This window comes from Kitasatospora sp. NBC_00315, assembly GCF_041435095.1.
Classification (GTDB): domain Bacteria; phylum Actinomycetota; class Actinomycetes; order Streptomycetales; family Streptomycetaceae; genus Kitasatospora.
Genome location: NZ_CP108025.1, coordinates 403,135 through 422,450, shown reverse-complemented (window position 1 = coordinate 422,450; position 19,316 = coordinate 403,135). Strand labels below are relative to the sequence as shown.

Genomic DNA, 19,316 nt, shown 5'->3' with positions numbered 1-19,316 from the left:
TCGCGGCGATCTCACCCGGCGGGCGACGCCCGCGGACCTCCCCGCCTGGAACCGCGGGTCGCCGGGTAGGGGTGGGGGCGAACTGGCGGAGAACCTGGCGGGGTCGCACGTGCCGAGCCTGCTGTCGAGCCGCGCACCGTACCGCAGGCGGGTGTACCGGCTCGGCGGGGGCGCATGGCTGGTCGTCCTGGAGTCGCACTCTGCCCCGCTGCACGTCCGGGTCAGCGTGGCCGAGCTGATCGAGGTGATGGACCACCAGCCGGCCAGGCGGCGCCGCCTGGAACAGCATTGGGGGAGTGCCCGGGACGCCGTCCTGGGACGCGAGGCAGGGGGAATGGGTGTCGTCCCAGGACGAGGTGGAGGAGTTCGCGGCGCTGCTGCGGCGTCTGAAGGGCCGCACGGACCGTAGTTACGCGGCGCTCGCGCGCCGCCTGGACATGAACGCCTCGACGTTGCACCGGTACTGTGCAGGGGACGCCGTACCGCTCGGCTTCGCACCCGTGGAACGGTTCGCCGCGATGTGCGGGGCCGGTCCGGCCGAACGGATCGAGCTGCACCGGCGGTGGGTCCTGGCGGTGGCGGTACGTCAACGCTCCCGGGCGGCGACCGAGTCCGTGCCGGAAGGCGCCGGAGCCCGCTCCGCCGGCAGCGAGGCTCCCCTCGCCGACGGCGCGGCCGAGCTCGGTTCCGTGGTGTCCGCCGACTCCGTTCGCACGACGGCCGCCGACTCCGTGCCTGCGGCTGCCCCCGCTCCTTTGCCCGCTCCCCGGGGGGTCGCTGCGGAAAGTCTCTCCGGCTCGTCGCGCGACCGCGACGCAGCCCCGCGCCCCGCCTCGCGAAAGCCCTGCTACAGGCCCCGCGTCGCGGTCACCGCGACTGTCGTGACCGCGCTGATCGCCGCCCTGGGCAGCCTGTCCGCCATTCCGTTCGGGCGCTCCTCGGACACCGGCGACGACCACGCGTCCGGTACGACGGCCGCGAGGACGGCGGGCTCACGGACGGGCTCGCCGGAACCCTCCGCACCCGCGGCGGGCGACCGGCCGTCGAGCCCGTCCATGAGCTCCTCCGCCGAGGCCGTCCCCGCCCTCCCACCCCTAGCCTGGACCGCGAACTCCCAGCTCTGGGAGCTCCAGTGCCTTCACGACTACGTCGTCGACAAGTCGCCTCAGCAGGTGCCGCCGCCCCCGGTCCCGCTGATCGCCGCTCCGTGGGCGCGCACCCAGGGCGCGGTGCACGGCGGCCAGACACTCGTGGGCATCTCCGTGCAGGGGCGGACGGAGGCGGCCGTCGTCCTGGAGGCGCTGCGGGTCCGCGTCGTGGGACGGGCCGCCCCGATGACGGGCATCGTCTATTCCACGGGCCAGGGCTGCGGTGGTGACGAGGCTCCTCGCTCGTTCGCGGTAGATCTGGACATGGACCGACCGATCGCCCGCCCGGTCCAGGGCAGTGAGAACGGTACGAGTGTCCCGGCGGTGAACATACCCTACCGGGTGTCCTCGCAGGATCCCGAGGTGCTGACGGTCGACGCCCGGACCACCGGCTGCGACTGCCGCTGGTATCTGGAACTCGACTGGTCCTCGGTGGGCCGTACCGGCACCGAGCGCATCGACGACCACGGCCTCCCCTTCCGCACCAGCGGCATCGGGGGTCTGCCGCACTACTGGTACGGGGAGCACGGCTGGACCCCTCTCACCAGCAGTCCGAGCCGGTAGCAGCCGAGATGAGGGCTGGACGGAATGGTGAACCGGTGAGGCCGCCCGGTCGGCGGAGCACCCGCGTGGTCGACGTGGAGCTGGAGATCCATCAGGTCACCATCGTGAGCCCGGCCGAGGCCACCGCCAGCTCCAGGCGGTCAGACAGCCGGACCAGCCGGACCAGCCGGTCAGACAGCCGGTCCAGCCTGCCACCGGACACCCCGGACAGCGCTGTGCCCCGTCCGGGACGGCTCCCGGACGGGGCACTTCGTGAAGGTGCTGCGCCACGTGTGCGGGGCCCGCCCGAGAGGGTGAGGGCCCGCACGTCCTCCCGGTGGCGTCGCCCGTCTCCCGGCTGCGCACCGCTGCGGCTCCGCCCGGCGCCGACCGTCCCCGGCCGTGCCGGCCCGGTGGGATGCTCGGGGAGTTCGGACGGCTACTGGGGGACGCTTCGTGCCTGGACCGCGGCGACGTAGCGCTTGGTGAACAGCATCGGCGCGACGAAGCCGGCGATCTGGACGAGGGTGGCAGCGGTGGAGTGGCCCTGTCCGGCGTGCGCCAGGACGGCCAGGACGGCGGCGGTCACGGCGAAGGCGAGCGTCCAGAGCGCGGTGACGACGGTGTTGGTGCGGACGAACACCGGATGGTCCCAGATCTGTGGCGGCGTGGACTGCTTGGCGATGCCGAGAGTGAACGGCCGCCTGATCGCCAGTGAGACTCCCGCGATCAGGGCGAGCACACCGGAGGACAGCGCCCCGGAGTAGGGGTGCAGGGAGGAGTCGGGGTCGGCGAAGGCCAAGGCCGCCAGAGCGGCGAAGAAGACGGCCGAGCCGCACTCGATGATCAGCGCGTCCGGGCGGTAGCCGGCGGCTCGCTGCCTGACGATCACTCCGACCGCCACGACCAGGCCCGCGAGCGCGGCCCACTGCCAGTGCGCCGACGGCAGGACGGCGTAGACGATCCAGGGTAGGAAGGTGAGGACGTAGGTCATGTGGTGTTCCCCCGATGGTGCTGGTTCCGCTGATCTGACATGTCAAAACTAGAAGGTCATACATGACATGTCAATATAGGAAGGTAGAGTGGGGGCATGAGCCTTCGACACGCACTGCTGGGACTCCTCTCGGACCGCCCCGCCAGCGGATACGACCTGCTGAAGCTGTTCGAGACCTCACTCGCCAACGCCTGGCCGGCGACCCAGAGCCAGGTCTACACCGAGCTGGCCAAGCTGGCCGACGCCGGGCTGATCACGGTCGCGGCCCAAGGCCCGCGCGGCCGCAAGGAGTACACGATCACCGACGCGGGGCTGGCCGACCTGCGGCACTGGCTCACCGGGACCACACCGGTCCGGCAGACCCGCAGCGACCTCCTGCTACGGGTCTTCTTCCTCGGGGTCCTCACCCCGGAACAGGCCCGGGAGTACCTGCAGTGGCTGGCCGACATCTCCGCCGAGGGCCACGACCGGCTGCGCACCGTCGAGGAGTCCGTCGGCTGGGACGAGGACGATCTGTCCGTGTACGGCCGGATCGCCCTGGAATACGGACTGCGCTTCAACGCCATGCGCCGCGACTGGGCCGAGTGGGCGGCAGGGCAGATCGAGGACCAAGACCGGTGACTTCGGTGAGTTTCGGTCGTCGGGTTGATCGTGCCGAGAGCAGGACAGGTGAAGTCGTCGGTGGGTGAGCGGTTCTCGGATCGGATCGCGCCCGGGGTGCTGACCCGCGGAGTTGGTCGATGAGGTGGTGGCGGAGCGCGGTCGGGCCGAGAAGCGTCAGAGGCTGTTGCCGGCGAGGGGCGTCGTGTACTTCGCCCCGGCGATGTTCCTGTTCCGCGGGCGGGGCTACGAGGAGTTCGTGCGGTTGCTCGCGCACGGCCTGGACCGGGGTGCCGGCGGCCGGGGGACGCGGCGGGTTGCGCCGACGGCGGCGATCGGCCGGGTCCGACGACGGCTGGGGCCGGAGCCGCTGAGGGCGGTGTTCGCCCGGGTCCGGCGGCCGGTGGCCACCAAGGAGGCCGCCGGCGCCTGGTACCGGGCCTGCGGCTGGTCACCGTCGACGGCACCACCTTCGACCTGCCCGACACGGCGGCGAACGCGGAGTGAAGGTACCGTCGTCGACTCGGCGGTCCGTGCCGCGCTGGTCGGAGCAGTGTGGCCCCCCGGCGAGCGGGGCAGTGCTCGCCGGAGGGTGTCCTCGGTCGCAGCGCTGGGCGCAGAGGCCCAGCGGCGCCTTTTTTACGTCCTGCTCCACTTCTGGTTGGTGCCGCCGTTGCAGGTCCAGATCTCCAGGAGGGTGTTGTCGGCGGTGCCGTGGCCGGTGACGTCCAGGCACTTCCCGGAACCGGTGTTGACGACGGTGCCGTCCGTGCGCAGGCTCCACTGCTGGGCGCCGGTGCCGTTGCAGTCGTAGATCTGCACCGGGGTGCCGTCGGCCGTTCCGGCCGAGCGGACGTCCAGGCACTTGCCGCCGCCGTAGACGGCCAGGCGCCCGGAGGCGTCCGACGTCCAGGACTGGTTGCCGCCGCCGTTGCAGTCCCACAGCGCGACCTGTGTGCCGTTGGTCCGGGTGGCATTGGGGACGTCCACGCACCGCGAGGACTCCTGCCCTCGCAGGACGCCCGTGGTGCTGGGCGGGGGCGGCGTGCTGCCGGACCCGCCGAGTCCGGCGACCAGGGCCTCGGCGGCGCTTGCCTGGGTGGTGGGGGTCCACAGGGCGAACGGGCCGACGAACGAGTTGCCCTGCTGGCCGGAGCTGTTGGTGTCGTTGGCCACGATCGAGTTGGCCGTGGTGGTGAGGAACGAGTCGTACTCGGTGCTCCCGGTGGCGGTGGCCAGGGCCCGGAGGTAACGGGCGAAGATGCCCTTGAACGCCGAACCGTCGCCGCTGCAGTTGGGCTCGCAGCCGTCGTAGAGCACGCCGTTGCGGTTGAAGCGCGCGACGGCCGCGGTGGCGATGGTCTTCGCCGTGGTGAGCAGCGAGGTGTCGCCGGTGGCGCGGGACTGCTCGGCGAGCCCCTGCAGGATCACGCCCTGGTTGTAGGAGTAGTTCGCCGTGCTGAAGGTGCAGTTGGGCACGTTGAGCCCGTCCTGGACCAGGTTCCCCTTGATGAGGCCCGAGTTCCTGAACCAGTTCCACTCGGAGGTGGCCCAGCCGCCGTAGGTGGTGTCGCCCGCGATGCGGTTGTGCAGCCCGGCCGTGGCGGCGAGGAAGAGTTCGTTGGCGATGGAGGCCTTGTACTGCTTGGCGGTGCTCCAGTAGACGCCGCCTCCGCACGTGCCGTCCCAGTAGTTGTGCATGTAGTTGGTGGTGGTCTTGGCCATGTTCAGGTAGTCGGTGTTGCCGGTGATGTCGTAGGCCTGGAGCCACACCAGGGCCCACCAGCCGGTGTCGTCGATGTACTCGTTGGTGAAGTTGCCGTTCTTGGCGAACGCGCCGGAGATCGCGTAGTCGTAACTCCGGTCGCCGGTGGTCTGCTCGTACGTCATCACCGCGCTCAGCGACACCGCGGCGGTCCACCAGCCGTTGGAGTCGATCCGGCCGTTGTTCGCGTCGTACGACTTCATCAGGACCGCGACGCTGTCGGCGGCCGGGGACGACGCGGCCTGCGCGCCGACGGTGTTCGGGACCAGCAGTAACAGGCCGAGCAGGGCGACCACCGCCCGTGCCGCCCAGCTCTTCGGCGTGGATGTGTTCATCGTTGGTTCCACCTCTCGTGGGGGGTCCGCGCGGGGGCCTCCCGAGTCGGGGAGGCCCCCGTACGGAGGCGGGGAGGAGCCGCGGTCAGGCGGGGTGACGCAGCGGTCAGGAGGGGAGGTTCCAGCGCTGGTTGTTGCCGCCGTTGCAGTCCCAGATCTCCAGTTGGGTGCCGTCGGTGGTGCTGGCGTTGGGGATGTCGAGGCAGCGGCCGGACTGCGGGTTGACCAGGGCCTTGGTGCCGGAGTTGTAGGTCCACTTCTGGTTGTTGCCGCCGTTGCAGTCCCACAGCTCGACGAGGGTGCCGTTGGCGGCGCCGCCGTTGCCGGTGACCTCCACGCACTTGCCCACCATCTGGAGCGTGCTGTCGGCGCCCTTGGTGACCTGCTGGGCGGTGGAGTTGTTGCACGTCCAGATCTGGACCTTGTTGCCGTTGGTGGTCGAACCCGTGTTGTCGTCCAGGCACTTCCCCCCGTTGTCGGAGGTGACAGGACCGGTGGAGCCCACCGGCGGGCCCGGCGGCTTGCTGCCCCCGTCGCCGTTGTAGGACGGCGGGGCGGCCGACGCGGCGGTGGCCCAGCCGGTGTTGGCGCTGGTGCCGAGGACCAGGTCGAGGGTGCCGCCACCGGTGGCAAAGGACGCCGGCAGGTAGGCGTTGTTCCAGGTGGCACCGTTGAGCGTGGCGCTCTGGACGTAGGGGGCGTTGTCGGCGGCGGCCGGGGCGTTGACGACGATGTGACCGCCGCCGCCGAGGGTCACGTCGACGGAGGTGAACAGCGGGCTCCCCAGGGCGAGGTCGGCGGTGCCGGGGGTCTCGGGGTAGAAGCCCATGGCCGAGAAGACGTACCAGGCGCTCATCGTGCCCAGGTCGTCGTTGCCGACACCCCAGTTGGCCGGGTTGTTCGGCCACAGCTGGTCCTGGACCTGGCGGACCAGCTTCTGGGTCTTCCAGGGCTGCCCGACGTAGTCGTACTCCCAGGGCAGCTCGATGGAGGGCTCGTTGCCGAGGTCGGCGTGCGAGCCGCCGGAACCGTGGAAGTCCGACAGCACACTGTCGAGGTAGGCCACGTACTTGCTGTTGCCGCCCATGGCGTCGGCCAGGCCGCGGATGTTGTGCGGCACCGCGCCGGTGTACTGCCAGGACGTGCCCTCCACGAACTGGTCACTGCTGGTCGGGTTGAAGCCGCCCTTCCAGGAGCCGTTCGCCTGCTTGGGCTGGATGAAGCCGCTACTGGGGTTGAAGATGTTCTTCCAGTCCTGCGCCCGGTTGGCGAACTGCGAGGAAGTCGTGGTGTCACCGAGCGACTTGGCGAACGCGGAGGTGGCGAAGTCCTGGGCGCTGTATTCCAGCAGGGTGGCGGCCGAACCGTAGAAATCCTTGGGGTAGGACCCGTCGGAGGGCAGGTAGCCGTACTTGGTCTGCAGATCCAGGCCCATCCGGATCGGGTTGGACGTGGTGCCCTGCTGGACCATGTCGGCCTTGGCCGCGGCGGTGTCGAAGTTCCGGGCACCGAAGGCGTAGTAGTCCGCGACGATCGCCGGCCCCGGGTCGCCGTTCATCACCTGCGTCTCGGCCGAGTTGAGCGACCACTTGGGGAAGAAGCCGGCCTGGGCGTAGTCGTTGACCAGCGACTGCGCGCTGTCACTGGCCTGTTGAGGTGCGACCAGTGCTTCCAGCTGCGCCTGGGTGCGGTAGATGTCCCAGCCGGAGTACGTGCCGTACTGGGCCTTCTGGCCGCCCGAGACGGTGTGCACCTGGCGGTCGAAGCCCCAGTATCGGCCGTCGGAGTCACTGAGCAGGTTCGGGTGCAGCAGTGAGTGGTAGAGCGAGGTGTAGAACACCTTCTGCTGGTCCGACGTGCCACCGGCTACCGCGATGCGGCCGAGTACGGAGTTCCACGCGTTGTGCGCGGCGGTGCGGGTGCCGTTGAAGTCCCAACCGCCGTTCTCGGCGGCGCGGTTGGCGGCGGCGCCGGCGATCGAGACGTAGGACAGGCCGACCTTGGCCTGCACCACCTGGTTGCCGGTGGTGTTGAAGGTGATCGAGTCACCGCCGTTGAAGGTCCCGTTCCCGGTCATCGGCTGGTCGAAGACCATGTCGAAGTAGGCGGTGTAGGAGGGCGCCGAGGCGCAGAACAGGCCGGCGTCGACCGACCCGCTGACCTCGGTGCTGCTGACCCGGTTGAAGTGCAGGTTGGTGGCCTTGTCCGCGCTCAGCTTGAACAGCAGGTTGGCCTGTGTGCTGGCGGGGAAGGTGAAGCGCGCCATGCCGGAGCGGGCCGTGGCGGTGAGTTCGGTCTTCACGCCGTTGCCCAGGGTCACCGAGTACGAGCCCGCGCTCGCCGACTCGTTGCCGTGGCTGAACGTCTGGGTGGCGCCGCCGTCGACGCCCCCGAGCGTCGGCAGGACGGGGATGTCACCCATCGCCCCGCAGCCCGGTCCGGAGACGTGGTTGAGGCTGAACCCGGTGACAACGTTGTCAGAATAGGCATAGTCACCGCCGGGCGGACGGGACGATGTGTCAGGGCTCCAGGACACCATGCCGAACGGGGCGTCGGCGCCGGGGAAGGTGTTGCCGCCGTTGGACGTTCCCAGCAGCGGATTGACCAGGGAGGCGGGGTCGGACACCACGGCCGGCGCGGCGGCGTGCGCGGCGGCGGTGGGGGCGGCGAGTCCGAGAAGGAGGAGGCAGCTCGCCAGTGGGATATGCCATCGCTTCATATGTGGCTCCCGATGTGGACGGCACGGCTGTTGCGGCGCCGGTGGGGGGTGAGTCCCGCACAGCAAAGGGCAGCTCCGGAAGTCCTGTCAACACTCTGGGCCGAAATAGTGCACAAAATCCAACGGGCCTCGGAGGATGGGTGTTTGAACGTGGTGGTGCATGCGAGGGGTGTGACCCTCTCAGTTCCGGGCGTCGGGGCGGCGCGCGCAGTGCGCCGACCGTCAGCCTCTTGACTGCAGGTCAGGCAGGCTCTGACGGACGCTGGAGGCACTGGGGGCCGGGGGTGGAGGACGCCGGCGCGCCCCCCTGCCGACCCTGGGGGCGCGCAGCCGCGGTCGGCGCGGAACGACGAGCGGTCCGGTCAGTTGTCCAGACCATTGACGCGACCATGATTGCTGGCTAGCGTCAGGGGCCACTCTCCCCCGGACAGGCCATTGACGCGACCGTCATCGCGGGCTAGCTTCGGAGAGCGCTTTCCTCGGTTGACGGTGCACCTCACGCATGGATCGGGTAGTGAGGGAGTTCCGTGTCTGCTGCCCGCATGCCGCTCCGATATGACAACGTTGTCTGATCCGCTCCACCTGGGGCAGTCACCCCGGGGCCCGGCGGCGTGGCTCACCTTCCGTCCCCTGCAGGCGGATCAGCACGGGGTGTTTGTTCACGTCCTGTTGCTGTGGCTTTTGGTCAGTAGTCGCACACGATTGAACGCTGTGCGGCAGTCCTCCGGTAAAGGATGTCACTCATGTCACGACTATGGAGACTCGCACCACTGTGGGTGCTCACGCTCCTGGCGGCTGTGCTCGCGGTCAGCACTGTTCCCGCGCAGGCGGCCACCACGTCCGTCACCGTGGACGGCACGCAGGGCGGGCGGACGTTCGACGGGATCGGCGCGATCAGCGGCGGTGGCGGCAACTCCCGCTTGCTGACCGACTATCCGGCGGCCCAGCAGACGCAGATCCTGGACTACCTGTTCAAGCCCGGGTACGGCGCGAACCTGCAACTGCTGAAGCTGGAGATCGGTGGCGACGCCAACTCCACCGACGGCTCCGAGCCCTCCGTCGAGCACTCCCGCGGCGTGGTCAACTGCAACGCGGGTTACGAGTTCTGGCTCGCCGAGCAGGCCAAGGCCCGTAACCCCGACATCGGCCTGTACGGGCTGGCGTGGGCCGCGCCCGGCTGGATCAACGGTGGCTTCTGGTCCACCGACACGATCAACTACCTCATCTCCTGGCTGGGCTGTGCCAAGCAGCACGGCCTGACGATCAGCTACCTCGGCGGCTGGAACGAGCGCGGCCACGACGCCAACTGGTTCGTGCAACTGCGCTCGGCGCTGAACAGCGCCGGCTACTCCGGCGTCAAGCTGGTGGCCGACGACAGCGGCTGGGGCGTCGCCGACGACATGGCGAAGAACCAGGCGTTCAACGACGCGGTCGCGATCATCGGCGCGCACTACTCCTGCGAGGGCGGTGACGGCGGGAACGCCAACTCCTGCTCCAGCAGCACCGCCGCGAAGAACAACGGCAAGCCGCTCTGGGACAGCGAGAACGGTTCGCAGGACATGAACACCGGCGCCCCGGCGCTGATCCGGGCCATCACCCGGGGCTACGTCGACGCGAAGATGACCAGCTACTTCAACTGGCCGCTGATTGCCGCGATCTACCCCAACCTTCCCTACAACACCGTCGGTCTGGCGACCGCCGGCTCACCCTGGTCGGGCAACTACTCGATCGGCGCGAGCACCTGGGCCACCGCGCAGGTCACCCAGTTCACCAAGCCGGGATGGAAGTTCATCGACTCGTCCTCCGGCTACCTCGGCGGCGCCGAGTCCAACGGCACGTACGTCACCGTCAGGTCGAACACGTCCTCGGACTACTCGACGATCCTGGAGACCACCACGTCCGGCTCGTCGCAGACGGTGAACTTCGCCGTCAAGGGCGGCCTGTCGACCGGCACCGTGCACGTCTGGGCCACCAACGTGAACTCGCCGAGCGCGTCGACGTCCTTCGTCCACACCCAGGACGTCACGCCGAGCAACGGCGCGTACTCGCTGACCCTGCAGCCCGGATACGTCTACACCGTCACCACGGTCGCCGGCGGCGGCAAGGGCACCGCGACACCGCCGGCCGCGCACGCTCTCGCGCTGCCGTACTCCGACACCTTCGACAGCTACGGCAACGGCACGGAGGCGAAGTACCTGTCCGACATGCAGGGATCCTTCGAGGTCCAGCCCTGCACCGGCCGCTCCGGTCAGTGCGTGCAGCAGATGGCGCCGGTCAAGCCGATCGAGTGGCAGGACGACTCCGACAGCTACTCGCTGATCGGCGACACCACCTGGTCGAACTACACCGTCAGCGCGGACGTGCTCCTGCAGAGCGCGGGCACCACCGAGCTGATCGGCCGGGCCAACGCCCAGCAGCGCCCGCAGTCGCACATGAACGCGTACTACCTGCGCATCCGTGACACCGGCCAGTGGTGGATCGAGAAGATGTACACCGACGGCTCCAACCACACCCTGGCCACCGGCACCACCACCGCGCTCGGCACCGGCAGCTGGCACAACCTGTCCTTCACCTTCCAGGGCGCCACGATCAGCGCTAAGCTCGACGGCAACCAGTTCGGCTCCGTCACCGACGGCTCCTTCTCCAGCGGGCAGGCCGGCCTGGGCATCCAGGGCTACCGCACCGACCAGTTCGACAACCTCAACATCACCCCCGGCACCGGTGGCGGCACCGGCGGCACCCCGGGCGGCACCGGGCCGGTCGTGTCGGCCAACGGCGGCAAGTGCCTGGACGACAACACCGGCTCCACCACCAACGGCAACAAGATCCAGATCTGGACCTGCAACAACTCCAGCGCCCAGCAGGTCACCGTCGCGTCCGACGGCACCCTCCAGCTCCTCGGCAAGTGCGTGGAGGTCACCGGCAACGGCGGCGCCGCCAACGGCACCCTCGTCGAGCTGTGGTACTGCAACGGCGGCAACAACCAGAGGTGGACCTACACCGCGTCGACCGGAGCCCTGGTCAACCCGCAGTCCGGCCGCTGCCTCGACATCCCCAACGCCAGCACCACCGACGGCACCCAGCTGGAGATCTGGGACTGCAACACCGGCAACAACCAGAGGTGGACGCTGCCCACCACGTGACGCTCTCCGCGGGTCGCGGGTCGCCGGTCGCCGGTCGCCGGGCAGCCGGCCGGTACCGGCCGCCGGTCCACCCGCCCCCCCCGGGGGGGCGGGTGGACCGCCGGGCCGCCGGCAGCAACACCCAGGTGCGCCTCATCCCTCCGGGCGCCTCCGTCACCGAGGGCCGACGGAGCTCCACCGGCAACGGATGGGCGGCGCAACGCGCTCGCGGAACCGGGCCGGGCGGTGTGTCCGGATCCCGAGATCGTGCAGTGGCCCGCGAACGGCGGCGCCGGCCAGCGGACCAGTGAGCAGCAACGGAGGACCGAACCAGGTCCGGCGTGTCTCCTGACCGACAGGCGACAGGCCCACCGGAAGCGCCACCGTACGGCGACACCGATCACTATCGGGCGCCGAGTTGATGTCAGATCCGATCCCGAGAGGTGAGGTCCGTTCATGAAGAAGTCAGTTGCGGTTGCCGTCCTGGCCCTGGTGACGGCGGTCGGCGGCGCCTGGACGAGTGCGTCGCAGGCTGCCGGTGCCACCGCCGGGCCGGCGACCGTCCGGGCCACGGCGGCCTCGGCCGCGTCCGCCGCCGCCGTGCGGCTGCTGCCGGTCGGCGCCTCCTTCACCTACGGCTCCCACAGCAGCACCGGGAACGGCTACCGGGGTCCACTGTGGGACGAGTTGACCGGAGAGGGCCACCAACTGGACTTCGTCGGCTCGGTCCGGGAGGGCACCATGGCCGACCCGGACAACGAGGGCCATCCCGGATACCGCATCGACGCGGTGGCCGGCCTGGCGAACGCGTCGCTCACCAGGTACAGGCCGAACGTGGTGACGTTGATCGTCGGCACGAGCGACCTGATACAGAACCACGACGTGTCCAACGCACCGGCCCGGCTCAGCGCTCTGGTCGACCAGATCCTGACCGCCGACCCCGGCGTGTCGGTGATGGTCGCCAACCTCCCGGGCGCCACGCTCCCCTCGCTGGTGTCACTGACACCCGCGTACAACGCGGCGATTCCCGACATGGTCCAGAGCAAGCAGGCCCAGGGCAAGCACGTCGAGTTCGTCGACATGAGTGCCGTCACCGCCGCGGACATCGGCCCCGACGGTATCCACCCCGGCGACGTCGGCTACCAGAAGATGGCCACCGCCTGGAACAAGGGCATCCAGGCGGCGGACGCGGCAGGGTGGATCACCCCGGCCGCGTCGCTGGGAGCGGCCACGCCCGGCGCGAGCGGCGAGGTGCTGGCCGGTGCGGCCGGCAAGTGCCTCGATGTGAACGGGAGCAGTTCCACCGACGGCACGGCCGTGCAGTTGTGGGGCTGCAACCACGGCTCGGCGCAGACGTGGACGGCGTACTCCGACGGCTCATTGCGCGCGCTGGGCAAGTGCCTGAACGCGGCCGGCGGCGGTACGGCCGACGGCACCAAGGCGCAGCTCGCCACCTGCAACGGCACGGGCGCGCAGGTGTGGCAGGCGTACCAGGGCTCCTACCGCAACCTGGTCTCCGGCAAGTGCCTGGACGACCCGAACGGCTCCACCACGGACGGCACCCCGGCGCAGTTGTGGACCTGCAACGCCACGGCGGCCCAGCAGTGGGGACACCCCGGGGTCGGCCCGGTGAACGCGGGTGCGGCAGGCAAGTGCCTGGACGTCAGCGGCGGCACGAACGTCAACGGCACCAAGGCCCAGCTGTGGGACTGCAACGGCTCGGTGGCCCAGCAGTGGGTCACCCGTGACGGTGTCGTCCAGGGCGTCGGCATGTGCCTGGACGTCACCGGTGCCGGCACCGCCAACGGCACTCCTGTCGAGGTCTGGGACTGCACCGGCGGCGCCAACCAGGTCTGGCAGGTGGGCCCGGACAACAGCCTGGTGAACCCGGCCTCGGGGCGCTGCCTCGATGTACCCAACAGCAGCGCCTCCAACGGCATCCAGTTGGAGATCTGGGACTGCCACGCCGGCACCAACCAGCGGTGGACGGTGCCCGGCGCGTGAGCGGTGCCCCGCAGGCCCAGCCACAGTGCCGTTGGCTGGGCCTGGCCCGTCCCGTCGGTTGTGGTGCGGCGAGCGTGAGGCGGCCACTCATGGCACGCGTGGGCACGGGCCGCGCGGCGACGGCACCCCGGGCTGTCGCTGAGCAGCACACGTCAATAGGGTGGCCCGATGATGTCTGTCAAGAAGTTCCAAGTCACCTTCGACTGCGCAGAACCTGAGCGCCTCGCCCGTTTCTGGTGCGAGGTGTTGGGGTACGTCGTGCCGCCGCCACCGGAGGGGTTTGCCACCTGGGACGACTTCAAGCACTCGCTGCCACCGGAGCAGCAGGACGCATGGTTCGCCTGCGGCGACCCGTCAGGTGTGGGCCCGCGCCTGTATTTCCAGCGCGTCCCCGAAGGAAAGGCCGCCAAGAACCGGCTGCATCTTGACGTGCGGGTCGGCACCGGACTCGTGGGCGAGGAGCGCCTCGCCACACTCGAGGCCGAGTGCGCACGACTGGTCTCGCTCGGCGCGGTGCACGTGCGAACGCTGTTTGCCGATGACGTCAACGAGTCGTGCATCCCGATGCAGGACATCGAGGGCAACGAGTTCTGTGTCGACTGAGGGCCGGCGAAGGCGTCCTCGCCCCGTCCCCGGGGGCGAGGGCGAGGACGCGCCCCTTTGCGTCAGGACGGCGCGGCGCGGCTCGTCGGGCCGGAGGCCGACGGTCCGCTGATCAGGCGCCGTACGGACGGTCTGTGGGGGGCGAGGGGCGCCTGTGCTACCGGGCCTTCTCGCCGATGTAGTCCTCGTACTGTTCCGCGCTCAGCAGTTCGTCGAGCTCCTTCGAGTCGGTGAGGCCGACCTGCACGATCCAGCCGTCCCCGTAGGGATCGGTGTTGAGGGTCTCCGGATCGTCGCCGAGGGTGTCGTTGATCGTCGAGACGGTGCCGCCGACCGGCATGAAGATCTCGGAGACCGCCTTGACCGACTCCACGCTGCCGAAGGGCTCGGCGGCATCGAATCGATCCCCTACCCTCGGCTGCTCGACGAACACGATGTCCCCGAGCTGTCGCTGTGCGTGGTCGGTGATGCCGATCCGCGCCTCGTTCCTGCCCAGGGAAAGAACCCACTCGTGGTCCTTGCTGTACCTGCGGTCACTCGGGATGTTCGTCATACCGGCCCTCCACGGGAATCGCCGTTGCGGCGCCCGACAACAGACAGGGCGCCGGCGAGAAGCCTGCTACGAACCGGGCGGCCCGGCGTGGATGCTCACTCGAACGGGGCGGGTCGGTGTCGGGCAGGGTGCGGCTGCTCGCCATCGTGCTGCCGTCCGTGCTGCCGTCCTAGCCCGGCCGGCCGGAGTGACGTGCGTCACGTCACCTGGTGTCACGTCTTCATGGCCGGCGGTGTCTTGAGGGCATGACTCAACACAGCAACCCCAGCAAGGTCGTGGTCATCGGCGGTGGCTACGCCGGAACGCTCGCGACCAACCGTCTGCGGATGAACGCCGACGTCGACATCACTCTGGTCAATCCCCGTTCGAAGTTCGTCGAACGCATCCGGCTGCACCAGTTCGTGGCCGGTACCGGCGACGCCACGATCGACTACGACACGCTGCTCGGCGAGGGCGTCCGGCTGGTCGTCGACAGCGCCACGCGCATCGACGCCGCCTCCCGCACCGTGCGGCTGGCGTCTGGCCGCACCCTGGACTACGACTACGTCATCTACGCGGTCGGCAGCACCGCGGCGACACCGTCCTCGGTGCCCGGCGCGGTCGAGTTCGCCCTTCCCATCGCTGAATTCGAGTCCGCGCTGCGGCTGCGCGCCAGGCTGGAGGAGTTGCCCGCCGGTGCTCCGGTCGTCGTGGTCGGCGGCGGCTTGACCGGCATCGAGACGGCCGCCGAGCTGGCCGAGCAGGGACGCTCCGTCACGCTGCTGTGCGGCCGGACGCTGGCACCCTCCCTGAGCGCTCCGGGGCGCCGATATGTCGCCAAGTGGCTGGCCCGGCACGGGGTCGCCGTGCTCGATGCCGGCGTGGTGACCGAGGTCCGGCCGGATTCGGTCGTCCTCGCCGACGGTTCCGCCGAGGGTGCGGTGCTTCCGAGCGCACTGACGGTCTGGGCGGCGGGCTTCGGCGTGCCGGAGCTGGCGGCGGCGAGCGGGCTGCGCACCGACACGCTCGGCCGGCTGCTCACCGACGAGACGCTGACCAGCGTCGACGACGACCGCATCCTCGCAGCCGGCGACGCCGCCGCACCGTCGGGCCGACCGCTGCGGATGAGCAGCTACGCAGCCGGGCCGCTCGGGGCCCTGGCGGCCGACACCGTGCTGAGCCGCATCGCGGGAACCGAACCGGCGGTGATCGACCTGGCCTTCGCGGGGGCGTGCGTCAGCCTCGGCCGACGCGCCGCCGTCCGACAGCCGGCCCGCAAGGACGACACCGCGGTGGGCGTCTACATCGGCGGCCGCACGGGTGCGGCGATCAAGGAGCTGACCTGTAGGTTCGTCGTGTCGAAGAGGATCCGCGGGGAGGCCCGCAAGCCGGGTTCCATGAGCTGGCCCCAGGGCGGACCGCGTCCCGAGGGGCCGACCCCCGCTTCGCAGGAGGTCACCTCCCCGTGAGCACCGACGAGCACGCCGAGCGGTTCACCCTGCTGCGGCCGCTGCTGTTCACGATCGTCTACGAGATGCTCGGCTCGGCGACCGAATCCGACGACGTGCTGCAGGACAGCTACCTACGGTGGGCCGACGTCGACCTCGCGACGGTGCGGGACACCAAGTCGTACCTGGCCCAGCTGGTGACCCGGCAGGCGCTCAACGCACTGCGGGCGAGTGCGCGCCGTCGCGAGGACTACGTCGGCCCGTGGCTGCCCGAACCGCTGCTGCTCGACGACAACGACGCGTCGGCCGACATGGTGCTCGCCGAGTCCGTGTCGATGGCGATGCTCGTGCTGCTCGAAACACTCACCCCCGACGAGCGTGCGGTGTTCGTGCTGCGCGAGGTGTTCGGCTTCGACTACGACGACGTCGCCCTGGCGGTGGGCAAGTCCGTGGTGACGGTGCGCCAGGTGGCGCACCGCGCCCGCGAGCACGTGCGGGCGCGGCGTAGGCGCTTCGAGCCCGTCGACGCGGCGAGGACCGCGCGCATCACCCGGCAGTTCATGACCGCGGCGGCAACCGGTGACCTGGAAGGGCTGCTCTCGCTGCTCGCACCGGACGCCTGCTGGACCGCGGACAGCGGCGGAAGGACCACCGCGGCGCGTCGGCCGGTGGTGGGGGCGGAGAAGGTGGCCGCCGTCCTCATGAGCATCTTCCGCAGGGGGCGGCTGGTGAACCCGCGGATCGAGGTGGTCAACTGCAACAACATGCCCGCGATGGTGGTCCACGGTGGCGACCGCCCGGAAGGCGTCTTCCTGGCCGAGATCCTCGACGGGAAGATCACCAGCATCTACGCCGTCCGCAACCCGGACAAGCTCGTCGCGCTGGCGGTGCCGCGTCGGATCAGCCGGTGAGGAGCCCGGTGAGTACGGGATCGTCGGCGACATGTGTCGCGGCCCGGCTCGGTGGCGGGCGCGGTGGTGGCGGTCACGAACACGCCGCCGTCGGCGGTGAGGGCGGCCAGCGTGTCGGTGCCTTGGGGAGGTCGGTACGAGCTTGACCACGACGTCGAACGCGCCCACGGCGGCCTTGTCGACCGGGGTGGCGGTGTGGTCGACGACGTGGTCTGCGCCGTGGGCGCGCACACGCTCGGCGCTGCGCGGGCTCGCGGTCGCGGTGACCTCGCCGCCGGCCGACTCCTCGGCGCGGCCGTCGCACGCTACGTGCTCGCGATCGGCCCCCTGGCGACCGTGCCCCTGGACGACATCGCCGCCGCACTCTCCCCGTCCATCCGGATCCAGCTCGACCGGCCGCACTGACCGCCCCCCGCACCGCGGTCGACCCGCCGATGCCGACGACGCCCACGAGACGACGCCCGTCCTGGGGGTGACGCCGGGGGCGTTCCACCCGCGCGCCGACTCGTCGGTCCGGCTCCGGTCGGCGATTGGCGGTTCCCGCGGCGGGCAGGCGTACGCGGGGCGCCTGCTCGCGGGCCGGCCGACGGCTCGGCTTCGCGGCCCCCTGCCCGGGCCCAGTATTCTGCTGTATCCGCGGGTCGGGTTGACATCGGAAGGGGACGGGGTGAGAGCGGCGCGGGCTTTGGCGACGTTGGACGAGGTCGACCTCGGTGACCACGTCTGCTGGCGGATGGAACCGGCTGCCACGCTGGCCGATGCTCGCGCCTACGTGGCCGACGGAGCCCTGTACGGGGACAAGGTCGTGGTCATCGGTGCTCTCGACACCGTTGGGTCGGAGCGCGACAAAGTCCCCTCGGCCCCGGGGATCCTCGGTCTGCCGGACGCGGCGGACACGGATGTGATGCTGGCCGCGGTGCGCAGGGAGGTCCGAACCGCAGTCCGGGAGGGCTTCCGGTCGGTGCGGGTCCTCACCGAACCGGTGCCCCCGACGGCGGCCGGCGGGGCCGAGGAGCTGCTGGCCCGGGAGCTCAAGCTCGACGAGTTCGCCTCGGAGAGCGGTGCCATCGTGGTGTGCGCCTTCCGGCCGTCGCAGTGGGACCGGTCTACGCTGGAGGGCGTGGCATGTATGCATCCCCACGAGGTGGGCACACGTGCTGCGCGTCCGGCCTTTCGGATGTTCAGCACGGGCGTCGACCGGTGGAGTGTGGACGGAGTGGTCGACTCGGAGTGCGCGGCGACGTTCAACGCCGCGGTCCGCGCCGCCGTCCGGTGTACCCCCACGGTGAAGCTGCGGTTCGACGCCGTCGAGATCATCGACGCCGCCGGCATGCACGCCCTGATCGACGCGGCCCGTCACCTGCCCGGCCGCCGGATCGTCGTGGAGGGCGCCAACGACACCGTGCGCCTGTGCTGGGAACTGGCGGGTTACGCGGCCGCCGACCTGCCGGTGGTGATGGCGACATGACCGCGACCGTGCCCCCGGCGTCCGGCCGGAGCGAGACCCCGTTCCGCCACGAGCTGTACCCCTACCGCGGGGACGCGCAGTTCCTGTCCGGGACCTTGGGCTTCATCCACGAGGCCCTGGAGGCCGACGAGGCGGTGGTCGTCGCCGTGCCCTCGGACAAGACCTCGCTCCTGCGCGGCGAACTCGTGGACGAACCCGCCGTCACCTTCGTCGACACCACGACGGCCGGCCCCAACCCCGGCCGGCACATCGCCGCCTGGTCGGCCTGGATGAACGAGCACGGCGAGGGCGGCAGGCCCGTACGCGCCATCGGAGAGACCGCCTGGCGCCACGCGCGCAGCGCGGCGCACCTCTCGGAGCTGCGCTACCACGAGTGGCTCCTGAACCGGGCCTTCGCGCGCAGCTCCACCTGGTCGATGCTGTGCCCCTACGACGCCGCCGACGACGACCAGGACGCCCTGCGATCGCTCTCGCGCTGTCACCCGCTGATCCGCCGGCACGACCGGCACGTGGCCAACGAGGAGTACCTGACCGCCGAGGTGTACCCCTTCGACGAGCTGGCCGGCCCGTGCGATCCGTTCCAGGAGCTGAGCTACACGGACGGTGACCTGGCCGCGATCCGCTCGAAGGTCTCGCAGTGCGCGTCCGACGCGGGTGTCCCGCCGAACCGACTGCCGAAACTGGCCGTCGCCGTCACGGAGATCGCGACGAACAGCATCCGCCACGGCGGAGGCCACGGCACCCTGCGCACCTGGGCCCAGGACGCGACGTTCCTCTGCGAGTTCCACGACTCCGGCTACATCTCCGACGTGATGGCCGGCCGCAGCCGCCCCGCCGCGGATCAGATCGGCGGCCGCGGCCTCTGGCTCGCCCACCAGCTCTGCGACCTCGTCGAGATACGCTCCACCTGCGACACGGGAACCACCATCCGCCTGCACATGGACGCCGCCCGGCAGCAGTAGGGCCCCGCCGGATCCCGCTCTCGGGCAGGCCGACGTCCTCGGGTCCGAGCCGGACCGCGTCCACCACTCCGGTCCAGGGGATCCGACCGCGCTCCAGGACGACGACGGCGGGGTGCGGCCGGGCGGGAGATCGGCGCAGCGCGGAGGCGAGCGCCGAGAAGC

At 70.4% G+C, this 19,316-nt stretch carries 14 protein-coding genes and 1 pseudogene; 11 read left to right on the top strand and 4 right to left on the bottom strand.

Features of this window, described 5'->3' with window-relative positions:
* The first annotated feature begins 338 nt into the window (after positions 1-338).
* The gene (locus tag OG823_RS01675) at positions 339-1,712 is read left to right on the top strand and encodes a helix-turn-helix domain-containing protein (RefSeq protein WP_371476787.1); all 1,374 of its coding nucleotides are present in this window, start codon (positions 339-341) and stop codon (positions 1,710-1,712) included.
* 418 nt (positions 1,713-2,130) lie between these two features.
* Here the strand turns inward: OG823_RS01675 and OG823_RS01670 are convergent, their stop codons facing one another.
* On the bottom strand, positions 2,131-2,685 hold the full coding sequence (locus OG823_RS01670) for a hypothetical protein (protein WP_371476785.1): 555 nt from the start codon (positions 2,683-2,685) through the stop codon (positions 2,131-2,133).
* 96 nt (positions 2,686-2,781) lie between these two features.
* Between OG823_RS01670 and OG823_RS01665 the strand changes: the two genes are divergently transcribed.
* Together OG823_RS01665 and OG823_RS01660 are read left to right on the top strand one after the other, a co-directional pair.
* Positions 2,782-3,306 (top strand): PadR family transcriptional regulator, encoded by a 525-nt coding sequence (locus tag OG823_RS01665; protein WP_371476783.1) that lies wholly within the window; start codon positions 2,782-2,784, stop codon positions 3,304-3,306.
* Between the two features lie 124 nt (positions 3,307-3,430).
* Positions 3,431-3,613, top strand: a pseudogene (locus OG823_RS01660) (transposase domain-containing protein); the annotation flags it as partial.
* Positions 3,614-3,924: 311 nt separating this feature from the next.
* On the opposite strand, the gene OG823_RS01655 reads toward OG823_RS01660, so the two are convergent.
* Together OG823_RS01655 and OG823_RS01650 are read right to left on the bottom strand one after the other, a co-directional pair.
* Positions 3,925-5,385 carry a glycoside hydrolase family 76 protein gene (locus OG823_RS01655; RefSeq protein WP_371476782.1) on the bottom strand — a complete coding sequence of 487 codons (1,461 nt, stop codon included), beginning with the start codon at positions 5,383-5,385 and terminating at the stop codon, positions 3,925-3,927.
* A gap of 106 nt (positions 5,386-5,491) precedes the next feature.
* Positions 5,492-8,104: a lectin gene (locus OG823_RS01650; protein ID WP_371476781.1), complete on the bottom strand. Its 2,613-nt coding sequence runs from the start codon at positions 8,102-8,104 to the stop codon at positions 5,492-5,494.
* Between the two features lie 743 nt (positions 8,105-8,847).
* On the opposite strand from OG823_RS01650, the gene OG823_RS01645 reads away from it, so the two are divergent.
* The 3 genes from OG823_RS01645 (at position 8,848) to OG823_RS01635 (ending at position 13,833) form a co-directional block, all read left to right on the top strand.
* Positions 8,848-11,247 carry a ricin-type beta-trefoil lectin domain protein gene (locus OG823_RS01645; protein WP_371476780.1) on the top strand — a complete coding sequence of 800 codons (2,400 nt, stop codon included), beginning with the start codon at positions 8,848-8,850 and terminating at the stop codon, positions 11,245-11,247.
* 435 nt (positions 11,248-11,682) lie between these two features.
* Entirely contained in the window at positions 11,683-13,230 is a 1,548-nt protein-coding gene (locus OG823_RS01640) for a ricin-type beta-trefoil lectin domain protein (RefSeq protein WP_371476778.1), read from the top strand.
* Positions 13,231-13,398: 168 nt separating this feature from the next.
* Positions 13,399-13,833, top strand: a complete 435-nt coding sequence (locus OG823_RS01635) for a VOC family protein (RefSeq protein ID WP_371476776.1) — start codon at positions 13,399-13,401, stop codon at positions 13,831-13,833.
* A 157-nt stretch (positions 13,834-13,990) separates the two neighbouring features.
* Here the strand turns inward: OG823_RS01635 and gcvH are convergent, their stop codons facing one another.
* The gene (gene gcvH / locus OG823_RS01630; protein WP_371476774.1) at positions 13,991-14,386 is read right to left on the bottom strand and encodes a glycine cleavage system protein GcvH; all 396 of its coding nucleotides are present in this window, start codon (positions 14,384-14,386) and stop codon (positions 13,991-13,993) included.
* 245 nt (positions 14,387-14,631) lie between these two features.
* Between gcvH and OG823_RS01625 the strand changes: the two genes are divergently transcribed.
* From OG823_RS01625 to OG823_RS01605, 5 genes are all read left to right on the top strand, one after another.
* Positions 14,632-15,834, top strand: a complete 1,203-nt coding sequence (locus OG823_RS01625) for an NAD(P)/FAD-dependent oxidoreductase (RefSeq protein WP_371476773.1) — start codon at positions 14,632-14,634, stop codon at positions 15,832-15,834.
* Entirely contained in the window at positions 15,831-16,724 is an 894-nt protein-coding gene (gene sigJ, locus OG823_RS01620) for an RNA polymerase sigma factor SigJ (protein WP_371476772.1), read from the top strand. Before OG823_RS01625 ends, sigJ begins: the two co-directional genes overlap by 4 nt.
* Positions 16,725-16,919: 195 nt before the next feature.
* Positions 16,920-17,129 carry a hypothetical protein gene (locus OG823_RS01615; protein WP_371476771.1) on the top strand — a complete coding sequence of 70 codons (210 nt, stop codon included), beginning with the start codon at positions 16,920-16,922 and terminating at the stop codon, positions 17,127-17,129.
* Positions 17,130-17,391: 262 nt separating this feature from the next.
* Positions 17,392-18,192: an MEDS domain-containing protein gene (locus tag OG823_RS01610; protein ID WP_371476770.1), complete on the top strand. Its 801-nt coding sequence runs from the start codon at positions 17,392-17,394 to the stop codon at positions 18,190-18,192.
* Entirely contained in the window at positions 18,189-19,154 is a 966-nt protein-coding gene (locus OG823_RS01605) for an anti-sigma factor RsbA family regulatory protein (protein WP_371476768.1), read from the top strand. The genes OG823_RS01610 and OG823_RS01605 overlap by 4 nt, the downstream gene beginning before the upstream one ends.
* The last annotated feature ends 162 nt before the right edge of the window (positions 19,155-19,316 follow it).